Consider the following 14,627-nt stretch of genomic DNA (forward strand, 5'->3'; position numbering starts at 1 on the left):
GCCGCCATTTACAAGCCCGCTGTATGTCGAGCTGAAGCTCAGCCCAGTGCCCGCACCACGGCATTGCCCATCTGCTGGGTCGAGGCTGTGCCGCCCAGGTCCGGGGTCACTTCGCCGCTGGCGATCACCTGTTCGATGGCCCGCAGGATATCGTCATGAGCCTGACGGTGGCCCAGGAAATCGAGCATCAATGCGCCGGACCAGATCATCGCCACCGGGTTGGCAATGTTGCGCCCGGCAATGTCCGGGGCCGAGCCATGTACCGGTTCGAACAGCGACGGGAAATGGCGCTCCGGGTTGAGGTTGGCCGATGGTGCGATGCCGATGGTGCCGGTGCACGCGGGGCCCAGGTCGCTGAGGATGTCACCGAACAGGTTGGTGGCTACCACCACATCGAAGCGCTCCGGTTGCAGCACAAAGCGTGCGCAGAGGATGTCGATATGCTGTTTGTCCCAGCTGACGTGGGGATAATGGCTGGCCATGGCTTCAGTGCGTTTGTCCCAGTACGGCATGCTGATCGCCATGCCGTTTGACTTGGTCGCTGAGGTGACGTGTTTGCGCGGTCGCTGGCTGGCCAGTTCGAAGGCGTACTTGAGAATGCGATCGCTGCCGCGGCGGGTGAACACCGATTCCTGGATAACGAACTCGTTAGCGGTGTTTTCGAACATGATGCCGCCCAGCGATGAATACTCGCCCTCGGTGTTCTCGCGCACCACCATGAAGTCGATCTCACCGGCCTGGCGGCCAGCCAGCGGGCAGGGGACACCGGGGAACAAGCGCACCGGGCGCAAGTTGACGTACTGATCGAACTCGCGGCGGAACTTGAGCAACGAGCCCCACAGCGAAATGTGGTCCGGGACTTTGTCAGGCCAGCCCACCGCGCCGAAGAAGATCGCATCGAAGCCGGACAGTTGTTCACGCCAGTCGTCCGGCATCATCTGGCCGTGGGCCAGGTAGTAATCGCAGCTGGCCCACTCACAATACTCGAACTGCAGGGCGATACCATACCGGTCAGCCGCTGCCTGTACCGCGCGTACGCCTTCGGGTAGCACTTCCAGGCCGATGCCGTCGCCAGCGATCGCAGCAATGCGCAGAGTCTTGTTATTCATGTCGCTCTCCAGGTTTGAGGGAATGGGCTCATCCTATCGGCTTACGAATAGGTGATAATCCGCGTAGATATGAATTGAAGGAACACGAGCTGTGAATAATCTGCCCGCACTTGATGACCTGAACGTGTTTGTCCATGTTGCCCGGCGCGCCAGCTTTATAGCGGCAGCCAGTGAACTGGGCATGTCGCCAGCCTATGTAAGCAAGCGCATCAAGCTGCTGGAGCAGGGCATGGGCGTGCAATTGCTGCATCGCTCGACACGTCAGGTGTCGATCACCGAGGATGGCGAACGGGTCTATGACTGGGCCAGGACTATTCTTGAGTCGGTGCAGCAGATGAGTGAAGAGGTCGCTGTCCGGCACGCAGAGCCCAGTGGCGTGCTGCGGGTGATCAGTAGCCAAGGCTTTGGCCGGCGGCTGGTGGCCCCGGCGTTGTCGGAACTGGCGGCGCGCTATCGGCAACTGGATATTCGCCTGGACATCCAGGATCGTTTGGTGGACCTGATCGATGAGGGGGTGGACCTGGACATTCGCGTTGGCGACCAGATTGCCCCGCACCTGCGTGCCCGGCATCTGGCTCGTAACTGGCGGGTGCTGTGCGCCAGCCCGACCTACCTGGAGCGTCAAGGCACGCCGGGCAGCCTGGCAGAATTGACCAACCATGACTGCCTGCTGATCAAAGAGCGCGACCGACCGTTCGGGATCTGGCATCTGCAAGGCCCGCAAGGCGCGCAAACCGTCAAGGTCACTGGCAGCCTGTCCACCAACCACGGCGAAATCGCCCGCCAATGGTGCCTGGATGGCCGCGGTATCCTGCTGCGCTCAATGTGGGATGTGCAGGCCGATCTGGAAGCCGGCCGGTTGCTGCAGGTATTGCCGGGCTACCGGCAGGATGCCGATATCTGGGCGGTGTATACCTCGCCACTGATCAACTCGGCCAAGGTCAGGGTCACGGTTGAGTTTCTGCGCGAATACCTGGCGCGCAAGCTTGGCGGCTAAAGCCAATACTGTTCAGATAAGCGCCGCATGCCTTTGTGGGAGCAGCCGGGTGTGCGGCGCTTAACATTTTCGGCAAAGAAAAAGGCCAGTCAGTGACTGGCCTTGTTCATGTTGCGTGCAACTTAGACGATCACTTGCCCTGCCAGCGTTTCAGTACCAGCGTGGCGTTGGTGCCGCCAAAGCCGAAGCTGTTGCTCATCACGGTGTCGATCTTCGCGTTTTCGCGAGTCTCGCGCAGAATCGGCAGGTCAGCGACCGCCGGGTCCAGCTCGTCGATGTTGGCGGAGCCGGCAATGAAGTTGCCTTCCATCATCAGCATGCAGTAGATCGCTTCGTGAACGCCAGCGGCGCCCAGCGAGTGGCCCGACAGGCTCTTGGTCGAACTGATGGCCGGAGCCTTGTCGCCGAACACTTCACGCACACCCTTGATCTCGGCAACGTCGCCGACCGGAGTCGAGGTGCCGTGGGTGTTGAGATAGTCGATCGGGGTGTCGACGGTCGACAGCGCCTGCTGCATGCAGCGGATCGCGCCTTCGCCGCTCGGGGCAACCATGTCGTAACCATCGGAAGTGGCGCCGTAGCCAACGATTTCGGCGTAAATTTTGGCGCCACGGGCCAGAGCGTGCTCCAGCTCTTCGACCACGACCATGCCGCCACCGCCAGCGATGACGAAGCCATCACGGTCGTTGTCGTAGGCGCGCGAGGCTTTTTCCGGGGTGTCGTTACGCTTGCTGGACAATGCGCCCATGGCGTCGAACAGGAACGACTGGCTCCAGTGCTCTTCTTCACCGCCGCCGGCGAACACGATGTCCTGCTTGCCCATCTGGATCTGCTCCATGGCAGTCCCGATGCAGTGGGCGCTGGTGGCGCAGGCCGAGGCGATCGAGTAGTTCAGGCCCTTGATCTTGAACGGTGTGGCCAGGCACGCCGAAACGGTGCTGCTCATGGTGCGGGTCACGCGGTACGGACCTACACGCTTGACGCCTTTCTCGCGCAGGATATCCAGTGCTTCCATCTGGTTCAGGGTCGAAGCACCGCCGGAACCTGCGATCAGACCGGTGCGCGGGTTGGAAACCTGCTCTTCGGTCAGGCCCGAGTCCTTGATGGCGTCGGCCATGGCCAGGTAGGCGTAGGCAGCAGCGTGGCCCACGAAGCGGAACACCTTGCGGTCGATCAGTTCTTCGAGGTTGAGGTCGATGGAGCCGGAAACCTGGCTACGCAGACCCATTTCGGCATATTCCGGGTTGAATCGGATGCCAGGGCGGTTAGCACGCAGGTTGGCGGAGACGGTGTCTTTGTCATTGCCCAAGCACGAAACGATGCCCAGACCAGTGATAACGACGCGGCGCATGCGGGTACCCTTAGAAGTTGTCAGTAGAGGTGAACAGGCCGACACGCAAACCTTCGGCGCTGTAGATTTCGCGACCATCAACGCTCACGGTGCCGTCGGCGATTGCCAGAACCAGCTTGCCGCGCATGGTGCGCTTGATGTGGATGTTGTAGGTGACCTTCTTGGCAGTCGGCAGAACCTGGCCGAAGAACTTCACTTCGCCAGAACCCAGGGCACGACCACGGCCAGGATTGCCCTGCCAGCCCAGATAGAAGCCAACCAACTGCCACATGGCGTCAAGACCCAGGCAGCCAGGCATCACCGGGTCACCTTCGAAATGGCAGGCAAAGAACCACAGGTCGGGGGTGATATCCAGCTCGGCGACCAACTCACCCTTGCCGTACTTGCCGCCTTCTTCACTGATGTGGGTAATACGATCGACCATCAGCATGTTGGGGGCGGGCAGTTGCGCGTTACCTGGGCCAAACAGCTCGCCACGACTGCAGCGCAGCAGGTCTTCCCGGGTAAAGGCGTGTTGTTTGGTCATGCGAGCTCCTCAAAATGTTCACTTGCGACGCTGGCCGATCGGGCCCACGCGCCAGTCCTGACGGACGTTTTCGCCAGGACATTGTCCGGCAGCCTAGTCATAGACTGTTGCGTTGTAATGAAAGTCACAGTGCCGGTGCGATGAATGTACACCTGTACACTGAAAATCTTCGTCCGACCGATATCCATTGCCGAACAAGCTGCCAAGACTGCCGCAATTTATCATTTATCGCCAGTCGCAAGTGGTTGAAAGGCTTGCCAACGCAGTAAAACCTGGTGCAAATCAGCCTGTTTGAACGGTTTCGACAAGTAGTCATTCATCCCGGCCTGCAGGCACGCATCGCGATCACCGTGCAATGCGTTAGCGGTCAGGGCGATGATTGGCACCTGTTCAAGACCCTCGATCTGACGAATCCGACGGGTGGCTTCGTAACCGTCCATGATCGGCAGCCGGCAGTCCATGAGAATCACGGCGTGATGAGCGGCCTGGGCTTTGTACACCGCCTCGGCGCCATCCACCGCGACGTCGACACTGAAGCCCAGGCTGTGCAGCATCGCCTCGACTACCGTGCGATTGACCGGGTTGTCTTCAACCAGCAATACGCAGCGTTCGCCGTTCAGTTCTGCGGTGTTGACCACGGTGGGGGAGTGCTGCGCCTGACTGCCGGTGGTGCGCGGCAGGTTCAATTCCAGGGTAAACACGGAACCTGCGCCTTCTTCGCTATGGGCATGCAGGCTGCCACCCATGCGCTCGGCCAGGGTCCGGGCGATCGACAACCCCAGGCCGGTACCGCCATAACGACGGGAGATGGAACTGTCGGCCTGCTGAAAGGCATTGAACATCGACTCAAGCCGGTCGGCGCGAATACCTATACCGCTGTCGTGCACCGTACAGATTATCCGCACTTGGTCACCGTCCAGAGCCCGCCAGCCAGCTTCTACGCGCACCCCGCCGATCTCGGTGAATTTCAGCGCATTGCCAATCAGGTTGACCAGAATCTGGCGGATGCGGGTCGGATCACCGAGCACCTCCAGCTGTTCGATGCCCGCTTGCAGTTGCAGATCAAGGACCAGCCCCTGTTGCTGTGCGGTGGGGTTGAAGGCTTGGGTCGAGGATTGGATCAGCTCGGCGATGTTGAAGGCGATACCTTCGATTTGCAGGGCGTCGCGCTCGATACGCGAGAAGTCGAGAATGTCGTTGATGACCTTGAGCAGGTGCTCGGTGGACTCGGCGGCCAGTGTCGTATATTCGGCCTGCTCGGCGGTCATCGTCGTGGTCTCCATCAATTGCAGCATGCCCAGGACACCGTTCATGGGGGTGCGCAACTCGTGGCTCATCATCGCCAGGAAGTCCGACTTGGCCTTGTTGGCTTGCTCGGCCTGCTCGCGAGTATGAATCAGCTGCGCCATGGAGTGTTGTTGCTCCAGGCTGGCTTGTTCCAGGTTGGCGGCCAGGTTGTTGATGTGCCGGGCCAAGGCCCCGAGTTCAGCGTCGTCGGTGACCGGCAGTGGCGTGTGATAGTCGCCCTTCTGGATGGCCTTGACGACTTCGCCCATTTCGCTGATCGGGCGCGACAGGCTCAGCGCCAGGCCGCGGGCCAGCAAGAACGTGAACAGCAGCGCGGCGAACGCCAGCAAACCGGCCTTGAACAAAATCTCCTGCTGGCGTTGGTTGAAGGTGTCGCGGGACATCCCTACCAGCACCCGGCCCAGATACCCCTCGTTGCCAGCGGTAAACACCGGCTTGGCGTCAATGGCGGCACTGGGCGCGGTGAAATGAATCGGGGCCTGAAAAATCTCCAGCTGACGCTTGTTGCCCGTCGGGTCTTCGGCTTGCTGGACGTGGGTCAGCGGATTGTTGCTGCTGTCCTGAATCTCGACGTACTGCACGCTGGGCATCGACAAGGTGGCACGGGTCAGTGCCTTGAGCGATTCTTCGTCGTCATTCAATACGCCACGTTCGGCGGCGGGCGCCAGCTGATTGGCGATCAACTGGCCGGTGTGATTGAGCTCTTCGCGCAAGTCCTGCAAGCGCACGAAGGTGAAGAACGCAGTCAGCAGCACCGTCAACAACAGGGCCGGCCCCAGGCTGATGACCTGGGTACGGGTGTTGATATCCCACTGATGCAATTTCATGACCGACGCCCTTGAGGCGTTGCAAACTCTTGTGACGCGTCCATTTACCCCATGCCTTGCCGACAACATACTGGCCTGTTGCCGCGATCTCCGTGCGTTGCGCGCATGGTAACCAAGATTCACAGGCTTTTCATGGAACTTGTGCTGTGCTGATGTCTCAACCGGGGCAGTAGCGGCCGATGCTTTGCCTTGTTTGGCGCTGGCCGCCACGGTAACGCTCCGTATAATGCCCCATCGCCAGATCAATGGCCCTGGATGGATTGGTTTATGAGCACACTGCAACCTGTAGCGGTTCTTGGTGGCGGCAGCTTCGGCACCGCCATCGCAAATCTGTTGGCGCAGAACGGTCATCAGGTCCGTCAGTGGATGCGTGATCCCGAGCAGGCCGAGGCGATCCGCCTGCACCGTGAGAACCCGCGCTACCTCAAAGGCATCAAGGTGTTGCCGGGTGTCGAGCCGGTCACCGACCTGACCGCAACCCTGGAAGGCAGCGAGCTGATCTTTGTCGCCTTGCCTTCCAGCGCCCTGCGTTCGGTACTGGCCGAACATGTCGAGCGCCTGACTGGCAAGATGCTGGTCAGCCTGACCAAGGGCATCGAAGCTCAGACATTCAAGCTGATGAGCCAGATTCTCGAAGAAATCGTGCCCAAAGCCCGCATTGGCGTGTTGTCTGGCCCTAACCTGGCCCGGGAAATCGCTGAGCACGCGCTGACCGCCACGGTGGTGGCCAGCGAAGACGAAGCCTTGTGTCAGGAGGTCCAGGCTGCCCTGCACGGGCCGACGTTCCGCGTCTATGCCAGCAACGACCGGTTTGGCGTAGAGTTGGGCGGGGCGCTGAAAAACGTTTATGCCATTGTTTCCGGCATGGCCGTGGCGCTGGGCATGGGTGAAAACACCAAGAGTATGCTGATCACCCGCGCGCTGGCCGAGATGACCCGCTTTGCGGTCAGCCAGGGTGCCAACCCGATGACCTTTCTGGGCCTGGCCGGGGTGGGCGACCTGATCGTCACCTGTTCCTCGCCCAAGAGCCGTAACTACCAGGTCGGTTTTGCCTTGGGTCAAGGCCTGAGCCTTGACGAGGCGGTCAGCCGCCTGGGCGAAGTGGCCGAAGGGGTCAATACCCTCAAGGTGCTCAAGGCCAAGTCTCAGGAAGTAAAGGTCTACATGCCGCTGGTGGCCGGCCTGCATGCCATCCTGTTCGAGGGGCGGACCCTGGCGCAGGTGATCGAAGTGTTGATGCGCGGCGAGCCAAAGACCGATGTCGACTTCATTTCCACAACCGGTTTCAATTGAAATCCATACTGATCAGGGAGAAGGTCTTGAGCGAATCCAATTTCAAACGTGAATCCATCGCACTGCGTGTGCTGTGGATGCTGGTGTATCTGGTGGTCTGGCAACTGGCCGAGATCGTGCTGGCCGGTGTGGTGTTGCTGCAATTGGGCTACCGGCTGTTCTACGGTGCACCGAGCGCCAGCCTGATGGATTTCGGCGACAGCCTGAGTCAGTTCCTTGCCCAGATCGGCCGGTTTGGCACCTTCCACAGCGACCAGAAGCCCTGGCCGTTCGCTGACTGGCCAACCCCGCGTGCGCCTGAAGGCGAGGCCCCGCACAAGGTTCCGGCCGCTGCTCATCCGGTTCGCGATGAGGAACCGAAACTATGAAGCTGTGGGTCTTGCGCCACGGCCAGGCTCAGCATCAGGCCCGTAGCGATGCCGAGCGCGAGCTGACTGCCGAAGGCCGCCAGCAGGTGCGCAGCAGTGCCCGCCATCTTGAGGGGCGGGGGCTGCAGCGTATTCTGGTCAGCCCGTATGTGCGTGCCCAACAGACCGCCGATGTGCTGCAAGGTGTCCTCACGGCGGACATCCCGCGTGTTACCGTCGATTGGCTGACCCCCGATGTTCGTCCTGATGAAGCCTTGCGTCAGATCGCCGCGCTGGAGCTGGACGAGGTGCTGCTGGTTAGTCATCAGCCGCTGGTGGGTAGCCTGATCGGTTTGCTGGTGCACGGCAGCGTGCAGGACGCCGAGCCGATGAACACGGCCAGCCTGGCGCAACTGGATGGTGAGTTCGTCCTGGCCGGTGCTCTGCAGTTGCGCAACGTCCACCACGTCTGAGTGCGTCAGATCCCTTACCAAGCAAGGAGCAACCATGAGCCTATGGCGTGAAACGCCCCAGATCGACCGGATCAATGCCGCCGGTGCCAACACCATCGCCACGTCGCTGGATATCCGCTTTGAAGCCTTCACTGATGACACGCTGACCGCCAGCATGGTGGTGGATCAGCGCACTCATCAGCCGTTCGGCCTGTTGCACGGCGGTGCTTCAGTGGTGCTGGCAGAAACCCTTGGGTCGATGGCCAGTTATCTGGTGATCGACACGGCGAAGTTCTTCTGCGTCGGCCTTGAGGTCAATGCCAACCACGTGCGGGGTGTGCGCAGCGGCCGGGTGACCGGCGTGGTGCGTCCGGTACACATTGGCCGCACCACCCACGTCTGGGACATTCGTCTGAGTAACGATGAAGGCAAGCTGTGCTGTATTTCGCGCCTGACCGTTGCCGTGGTGCCTCATGGCCAGGAGCCGCCGGCACGCTGAAATGTGTGTGTCTGCCGTACAGGGCAATGATTCAGCTTGTTTGAACAGTGGCCAAAGTACCCTTGGTGATGTCACTTACGATCATTGCCCGGCCACTGCAGCGCTGCGCAAAATCATCGCCATTGACCCGGCCACGAGTGTGCTGACATGTCGCAACAGGTGTTCTTCGCCCACGCCAACGGCTTTCCCTCGGCCACCTATGGCAAGCTGTTCGCCGCCCTGGCGCCAGAGTTCGCCGTAGCCCATCTTGAACAGCATGCCCATGATCCGCGTTTTCCGGTCAATGAAAACTGGCTGAACCTGGTTGATGAGCTGCTGCATCATCTGCGCGAGCAGCCGGGACCGGTCTGGGGTGTTGGCCATTCACTGGGCGGCCTGTTGCACTTTCATGCCGCGTTACGCAGCCCCGAGCTGTACCGTGGCGTGGTGATGCTCGATTCGCCAGTGCTGGGCCTGGCCGATCGATGGATGATCCGCGCCGCCAAGCGGCTGGGGTTCATCGACCGGATCACGCCTGCTGGTCGCACCCTGGGGCGACGCGAGGACTTTGACAGTCTGGAGGCCGCACGCGCCTACTTTGCCAGCAAAAGTCTGTTCCGCCGTTTCGACCCCGAATGTTTCGAAGCTTACCTGCGCCATGGTTTGCGCGCCGACGGCGAAAAGTTGACCCTGCGTTTTGATCCGGCCACCGAGATCAGTATCTACCGCAGCATCCCGCACACCAGCCCGCGGCCTACGCGCCAGCTTGAAGTGCCGCTGGCGATGGTCCGCGGCCAACAGAGCAGGGTGGTCATGCCGCGCCATGGCCTGCAGGTCCGCCGGCTGCGCCACGGTGAATACCTGTCGATGCCCGGTGGGCACATGTTTCCCCTTGAACACCCTGATCAGACGGCGCACATGCTAAAAACCCTGTTTACCCGCTGGAATAACCACGCAGGCCAGCCATGAACCCGCTCGTCGAAGAAATACGCATCAACCTCGGCCATATCGAGCTGGCCGCGCACCTGTTCGGTCCAGAAGATGGCCAGCCGGTGATTGCCGTGCATGGCTGGCTGGACAACGCCAACAGCTTTGCGCGGCTGGCGCCGGCCTTGCCGGGGCTGCGCATCGTCGCCCTGGACCTGGCCGGGCATGGCCACTCTGATCACCGGCCGGCCGGGGTCGGGTATCACCTGGCAGACTACGTGCAAGACGTCTTACTGGTCGCCGGGCAACTGGGCTGGCAGCGCTTCTCGCTGTTGGGGCATTCGTTGGGGGCGATCATTTCGGTATTGCTGGCCGGCGCCTTGCCCGAGCGTGTCGAGCGCCTGGCGTTGATCGACGGCCTGTTGCCATTGACCGACGAAGACGGGCAGGCCCCTGAGCGGCTGGGCGAAGCGCTGCTTGCGCGACTGGCTTTGGGCGACAAGAAAAAACCGGTGTACAGCGATCCGGAGCGGGCCATTCAGGCACGCATGAGTGGCCGTTTGCCGGTCAGCCGCGAAGCGGCCCAATTGCTCGCCCAACGTGGCTTGATGGCGGTACCGGGCGGTTACACCTGGCGCAGTGACAGCCGTCTGACGCTGCCCACCGCAGTGCGTTTCACACCTGAACAGGCGCTGGCTTTTGCCCGGCGCATCCGTTGTCCGAGCCTGCTGGTGCTGGCTGAGGACGGCTTGCTCAGTGCTCATCGGGCCTTGCTGGAGGACTTGCCGATTAGCATTCACAGCCTGCCAGGCGGTCATCATCTGCACCTTGATGATGTCACCGGGACACATGCTGTCGCAGACTGTTTCAATCGGCTGTTCTCCATTTCTTGACTTGCGCCGGTCAACTACCGAGGCTGGGCAGGTTGAAACAGGAGTCAATCATGATGGATCACCCCGCAGTCTTTAATTCCAGTCTTTGTCTTTCCCGTCTGGCGCTGTGCCTATGAACCGCCGCTTACGTTCATTCGGCGCGCCCTGGCTGTGCCTGTGGCTGGCCTTGCCGGCGACGGCAATGGCCGCAGACATCGCCGGCAGCCGCGATCTGGATATCGTGCCGCGTCCGGTCGACACCGAAATTGTCGATTATCGGGCGCCTGCCGAACAGGAGCGTACTTATCCGCTCGGCGCCGTTCGCAAGATCAGCGGCCAGTTGCGCTACGATAATCCGGTCACGGCCCGTGGCCCGTTGCAGGCGGTCACTTATGAGCTGCCCGCAGGCCATAGCTCCGATGCCGCCTTTACCGCTGCCCGCGAAGCGTTGCAGGCGCGCCACGCCGAATTGCTGTTCTGGTGTCAGGCCCGTGATTGCGGCGAGAGCAGCCTGTGGGCCAATCAGGTGTTCGGCAACGCCCGGCTGTACGGGGCCGACGACCGTCAGGCCTATCTGCTGTTGCGCCTGGCCGAACCTGAGCAAGACACTCTGGTGGCGTTGTACGCCATTACCCGTGGCAACCGCCGCGCCTACCTGCATGTCGAGCAACTGGCTGCCCAGGCGCCGCTGGGCGACCTGCTGCCGAGTCCTTCCACGTTATTGCGCCAACTCAAGACCAGCGGCAGCCTGGAGCTGGCGCGGCTCAAGGGCGAGCCGCAAGACAACTGGGTCACGGTTCTGGCCCGTGGCCTGAACCTCGACAGCAGCTTGCGTGTCACAGTTGCAGGCAGTCAGGCCCAGGCCTGGCGTGATGCGCTGATTGCCAAGGGCGTGCGTGCTGCGCGTCTGGAAATCAGCGCTGCCGAGCAGCCCGGCCTGCTGGTCAACGTGATTCGTTAAGGTGTAGCGGGCGTGATGATTGGCTGCCGATTGTCATGCCCGGCCACTATGCTCGACCGGTAATTCTTCTCTCTGCTGGACAACGTCATGCTCAATAACGATCGTCTGCTGGTGCAGATTCTGCTCCTGGCACTGTTGGGTGCCTGTTTCTGGGTGATGGCGCCGTTCTGGTCGGCGCTGGTCTGGGGCGCGGTGCTGGCGTTCGCCAGCTGGCCGTTGATGCGCCTGTTGACCCGGGCCTGTCGCGGCAATGAAACCCTGGCGGCGAGCCTGATGTGTCTGTGCTGGCTGGTACTGGTCGCCGCGCCGCTGGTGTGGCTTGGCTTCAACCTGGCCGATCATGTGCGCGATGCCACCAACTTCATCCGTGACGTGCAGGTTGATGGCTTGCCAGACCCGCCCGAGTGGCTGGCCGGCATTCCGCTGGTGGGCGAGCGGCTGGTGGGCTTCTGGAACACCATCGATGAACAGGGCGCGGCGTTGCTGGCCAACATCAAGCCTTATTTCGGTCAGGTCGGTAACTGGCTGCTGGCCCGCAGCGCGCAAATCGGCGGCGGCATTCTGGAACTGACCCTGAGCATTGTCTTTGCCTGGTTTTTCTATCGCGATGGCCCGCGGCTGGCCGCCTTTGTGCTGCGCCTGCTGGAGCGCTTGATCGGCGAGCGTGCACAGTTTTACCTGGATCTGGTTGCCGGTACGGTGCAACGAGTGGTCAACGGGGTGATCGGTACGGCCGCTGCGCAGGGCATTCTGGCCCTGATCGGATTTCTGATCGCCGGTATTCCGGGGGCGCTGGTGTTGGGCATTCTGACCTTCGTGTTCAGTCTGATTCCCATGGGGCCGCCACTGGTATGGATCCCGGCCACCGCCTGGCTGATTTTTCAAGAGAGCTATGGCATGGCGGTGTTTCTTGGCCTGTGGGGCACCTTCGTCATCAGCGGGGTGGATAACGTGCTCAAGCCGTACCTGATCAGCCGCGGCGGCAACCTGCCGCTAGTGATCGTGCTGCTGGGTGTGTTCGGCGGCCTGCTGGCATTCGGCTTTATCGGCCTGTTCATCGGCCCGACCCTGCTGGCAGTGGCCTACAGCCTGCTCAACACTTGGGTCGCCGAAGGGCGTCAACAACCGCAGCGCTGATTCACGCCTGAGCGGCGCAGCACAAACGACAATGCCCTCTTGCGAGGGCATTGTCGTTCTTGCGTTGAGCGTTGAGTCAATGCGCGCCAGCGGCCTTGTTCAGGTCCTCTTCGGCCCATTCGGTGTAGATGCAGGCATCGGCAGTGGCCCAGCGGACTTTTACCGGGTCACCGGCTTTGAGCGGCATGCCGGTGGCCGAGAGCGCTTTGACGGTCATCGCTGTGCCGCCTTGGGTGACGACTGCGCAGGTCTGGCTCTCGCCCAGGAACAGCACTTCGGTCACCTTGGCAGTGACTTCGTTCCAGCCTTCGGCCAGCGGCTGGGTCTGGGCCTGGTCGACGCTCAGTGCCTGGGCTTTTTCCGGGCGGACCATCAGCAGGATGTCCTGATCGGTCTTCAGGCCCGCGGTCAGGCGGATCGACAGTGGCTGGCCTTCGAAGGTTGCCACCGCGTTGCCTTGTGCCTTGGCGCGCAGGAAGTTGGAGTTGCCCAGGAACGAGGCGACAAAGGCATTGGGCGGGTTCTGGTACAGGTCGTAACCGCTGCCCAGACCGACGATCTTGCCGTGGCTGAAGATTGCAATGCGCTGGCTCAGGCGCATGGCCTCTTCCTGGTCGTGGGTCACGTAGACGATGGTGATGCCCAGCCGGCGATGCAGCTGACGCAGCTCGTCCTGCAAGTCCTCACGCAGTTTTTTGTCCAGTGCCCCAAGCGGTTCGTCCATCAGCAGGATGCGTGGCTCGTACACCAGTGCCCTGGCAATCGCTACCCGTTGTTGCTGGCCGCCAGAGAGTTGCGCGGGGCGGCGGTGGGCGAACTTTTCCAGCTGCACCAGTTTGAGCATGGCATCGACTTTCTTGTCACGCTCGGCGGCATCCATCTTGCGGATGTTGAGCGGGAAGGCGATGTTGTCGCGCACGTTCAGGTGCGGGAACAGCGAGTAGCGCTGGAACACCATGCCGATCCCGCGTTTATGCGGCGGTACGTTGACCAGCGACTTGCCATTGACCAGGATCTCGCCGCTGCTGACGGTCTCGAAACCGGCCAGCATCGACAGGGTGGTGCTCTTGCCCGAGCCGCTGGAACCCAGGAAGGTCAGGAACTCGCCGTCCTGGATGTCCAGATTGATGTTGTCCACCGCAGCGAAGTCGCCGTAGTGTTTGTTCAGGTTGCTCAGGCGGACCAGCGGCTGGCCGCTGTGGGCGGAATCTTTGATCACGGCGCTCATGAGGTACTCCGGGCTTCGTTACGGCGACGCAGGGTCGCGGCGATGAACATGACCAGCACCGACAGGCCGATCAGCAGCGTCGAGGCGACGGCGATCACGGGGGTCAGGTCCTGACGCAGGGTGGTCCACATTTTCACGGGCAAGGTTTGCAGGGTGGGGCTGGCCATCATCACACTGAGCACCACCTCGTCCCACGAGACCAGGAAGGCAAACAGTGCACCGGCAATCATCCCGGGGCGAATGCCGGGAAAGGTCACCTTGTAGATCGCCTGCAGGCGCGAGGCGCCACAGATCACCGCCGCATCTTCAATCGACTGGTCGAACAGCTTCAACGAGTTGATGATCGAGATGATGGTGAACGGCAGGGCGACGATCACGTGGCTGACCACGAAGGCGAACAGCGTGCCGGTGTAGCCCAGTTTCAGAAACAGCGCATAGACCGCCACGGCGATGATCACCAGCGGCACGATCATCGGCAGGGTGAACAGTCCATACAGAAAGTCGCGGCCCGGAAACCGGCCCCGGACCAGCGCGAAGGCTGTTGGCAAGCCCAGCGCGACCGCGCAGATGGTGGTCAGGATGGCGACCTTGAAACTGGCCAGGGCCGCGTCCATCCAGTCAGGGTTAGAGAAAAACTGCTGATACCACTTCAGCGTCCAGCCCGGTGGCGGGAACACCAGCCACTGCGAGGAACCGAACGACAGCAGCACGATGAACAGGATCGGCAGCAGCAGGAACAGGGCGATCAGTGCAGTGACGATGTACAGACCGGTCTTCAGCCGCGGGCCCATGGCATTGGGTGACAGAAGCATGG

At 61.5% G+C, this 14,627-nt stretch carries 15 protein-coding genes; 9 read left to right on the forward strand and 6 right to left on the reverse strand.

Translation table 11 applies throughout. The features are described from left to right. Positions 1-38: 38 nt before the first annotated feature. Positions 39-1,109, reverse strand: coding sequence for a tartrate dehydrogenase (locus tag NRB16_RS18330; RefSeq protein ID WP_257106633.1), 1,071 nt, complete (start codon positions 1,107-1,109; stop codon positions 39-41). Positions 1,110-1,200: 91 nt separating this feature from the next. Between NRB16_RS18330 and NRB16_RS18335 the strand changes: the two genes are divergently transcribed. Then, positions 1,201-2,106 carry a LysR substrate-binding domain-containing protein gene (locus NRB16_RS18335; RefSeq protein WP_045492084.1) on the forward strand — a complete coding sequence of 302 codons (906 nt, stop codon included), beginning with the start codon at positions 1,201-1,203 and terminating at the stop codon, positions 2,104-2,106. 130 nt (positions 2,107-2,236) lie between these two features. Here NRB16_RS18335 and fabB read toward each other — a convergent pair whose 3' ends face one another. From fabB to NRB16_RS18350, 3 genes are all read right to left on the reverse strand, one after another. Next, positions 2,237-3,457, reverse strand: coding sequence for a beta-ketoacyl-ACP synthase I (gene fabB / locus NRB16_RS18340; RefSeq protein WP_253116588.1), 1,221 nt, complete (start codon positions 3,455-3,457; stop codon positions 2,237-2,239). Between the two features lie 10 nt (positions 3,458-3,467). Beyond that, the gene (gene fabA / locus NRB16_RS18345; protein ID WP_045492081.1) at positions 3,468-3,983 is read right to left on the reverse strand and encodes a 3-hydroxyacyl-[acyl-carrier-protein] dehydratase FabA; all 516 of its coding nucleotides are present in this window, start codon (positions 3,981-3,983) and stop codon (positions 3,468-3,470) included. A gap of 221 nt (positions 3,984-4,204) precedes the next feature. Then, positions 4,205-6,118, reverse strand: coding sequence for a response regulator (locus NRB16_RS18350; protein ID WP_045492077.1), 1,914 nt, complete (start codon positions 6,116-6,118; stop codon positions 4,205-4,207). A 267-nt stretch (positions 6,119-6,385) separates the two neighbouring features. Here NRB16_RS18350 and NRB16_RS18355 point away from each other — a divergent pair, with 267 nt between their 5' ends. The 8 genes from NRB16_RS18355 (at position 6,386) to NRB16_RS18390 (ending at position 12,585) form a co-directional block, all read left to right on the forward strand. Continuing rightward, positions 6,386-7,411, forward strand: coding sequence for an NAD(P)H-dependent glycerol-3-phosphate dehydrogenase (locus tag NRB16_RS18355; protein WP_045492075.1), 1,026 nt, complete (start codon positions 6,386-6,388; stop codon positions 7,409-7,411). 77 nt (positions 7,412-7,488) lie between these two features. Then, positions 7,489-7,779, forward strand: a complete 291-nt coding sequence (locus NRB16_RS18360; RefSeq protein ID WP_231906624.1) for a DUF4389 domain-containing protein — start codon at positions 7,489-7,491, stop codon at positions 7,777-7,779. Further along, positions 7,776-8,231 carry a phosphohistidine phosphatase SixA gene (sixA, locus tag NRB16_RS18365; RefSeq protein WP_045492071.1) on the forward strand — a complete coding sequence of 152 codons (456 nt, stop codon included), beginning with the start codon at positions 7,776-7,778 and terminating at the stop codon, positions 8,229-8,231. Before NRB16_RS18360 ends, sixA begins: the two co-directional genes overlap by 4 nt. A 34-nt stretch (positions 8,232-8,265) precedes the next feature. Beyond that, complete coding sequence (locus NRB16_RS18370; protein ID WP_045492069.1) at positions 8,266-8,709, forward strand: hotdog fold thioesterase; 444 nt, start codon at positions 8,266-8,268, stop codon at positions 8,707-8,709. Positions 8,710-8,856: 147 nt separating this feature from the next. Continuing rightward, entirely contained in the window at positions 8,857-9,657 is an 801-nt protein-coding gene (locus NRB16_RS18375) for an alpha/beta fold hydrolase (protein ID WP_257106635.1), read from the forward strand. Then, positions 9,654-10,508, forward strand: coding sequence for an alpha/beta hydrolase (locus NRB16_RS18380; RefSeq protein WP_257106636.1), 855 nt, complete (start codon positions 9,654-9,656; stop codon positions 10,506-10,508). The genes NRB16_RS18375 and NRB16_RS18380 overlap by 4 nt, the downstream gene beginning before the upstream one ends. Before the next feature lie 181 nt (positions 10,509-10,689). Beyond that, positions 10,690-11,448, forward strand: coding sequence for a DUF4892 domain-containing protein (locus tag NRB16_RS18385; protein WP_231906622.1), 759 nt, complete (start codon positions 10,690-10,692; stop codon positions 11,446-11,448). Positions 11,449-11,535: 87 nt separating this feature from the next. Beyond that, entirely contained in the window at positions 11,536-12,585 is a 1,050-nt protein-coding gene (locus tag NRB16_RS18390; protein ID WP_253116580.1) for an AI-2E family transporter, read from the forward strand. Between the two features lie 76 nt (positions 12,586-12,661). Here the strand turns inward: NRB16_RS18390 and NRB16_RS18395 are convergent, their stop codons facing one another. Continuing rightward, positions 12,662-13,813 (reverse strand): ABC transporter ATP-binding protein, encoded by a 1,152-nt coding sequence (locus NRB16_RS18395; protein WP_045492060.1) that lies wholly within the window; start codon positions 13,811-13,813, stop codon positions 12,662-12,664. Beyond that, entirely contained in the window at positions 13,810-14,625 is an 816-nt protein-coding gene (locus tag NRB16_RS18400; protein WP_257106637.1) for an ABC transporter permease, read from the reverse strand. Before NRB16_RS18400 ends, NRB16_RS18395 begins: the two co-directional genes overlap by 4 nt. Positions 14,626-14,627 lie beyond the last annotated feature (2 nt).

It is taken from the genome of Pseudomonas sp. LJDD11 (assembly GCF_024584215.1).
Lineage (GTDB): Bacteria > Pseudomonadota > Gammaproteobacteria > Pseudomonadales > Pseudomonadaceae > Aquipseudomonas.

Coding starts and splice junctions, on each gene's coding strand:
- NRB16_RS18330 (WP_257106633.1), bottom strand. CDS start 1,109: ATGAATAACAAGACTCTGCGCATTGCTGCGATCGCTGGCGACGGCATC.
- fabB (WP_253116588.1), bottom strand. CDS start 3,457: ATGCGCCGCGTCGTTATCACTGGTCTGGGCATCGTTTCGTGCTTGGGC.
- fabA (WP_045492081.1), bottom strand. CDS start 3,983: ATGACCAAACAACACGCCTTTACCCGGGAAGACCTGCTGCGCTGCAGT.
- NRB16_RS18350 (WP_045492077.1), bottom strand. CDS start 6,118: ATGAAATTGCATCAGTGGGATATCAACACCCGTACCCAGGTCATCAGC.
- NRB16_RS18355 (WP_045492075.1), top strand. CDS start 6,386: ATGAGCACACTGCAACCTGTAGCGGTTCTTGGTGGCGGCAGCTTCGGC.
- NRB16_RS18360 (WP_231906624.1), top strand. CDS start 7,489: ATGCTGGTGTATCTGGTGGTCTGGCAACTGGCCGAGATCGTGCTGGCC.
- sixA (WP_045492071.1), top strand. CDS start 7,776: ATGAAGCTGTGGGTCTTGCGCCACGGCCAGGCTCAGCATCAGGCCCGT.
- NRB16_RS18370 (WP_045492069.1), top strand. CDS start 8,266: ATGAGCCTATGGCGTGAAACGCCCCAGATCGACCGGATCAATGCCGCC.
- NRB16_RS18375 (WP_257106635.1), top strand. CDS start 8,857: ATGTCGCAACAGGTGTTCTTCGCCCACGCCAACGGCTTTCCCTCGGCC.
- NRB16_RS18380 (WP_257106636.1), top strand. CDS start 9,654: ATGAACCCGCTCGTCGAAGAAATACGCATCAACCTCGGCCATATCGAG.
- NRB16_RS18385 (WP_231906622.1), top strand. CDS start 10,690: ATGGCCGCAGACATCGCCGGCAGCCGCGATCTGGATATCGTGCCGCGT.
- NRB16_RS18390 (WP_253116580.1), top strand. CDS start 11,536: ATGCTCAATAACGATCGTCTGCTGGTGCAGATTCTGCTCCTGGCACTG.
- NRB16_RS18395 (WP_045492060.1), bottom strand. CDS start 13,813: ATGAGCGCCGTGATCAAAGATTCCGCCCACAGCGGCCAGCCGCTGGTC.
- NRB16_RS18400 (WP_257106637.1), bottom strand. CDS start 14,625: ATGCTTCTGTCACCCAATGCCATGGGCCCGCGGCTGAAGACCGGTCTG.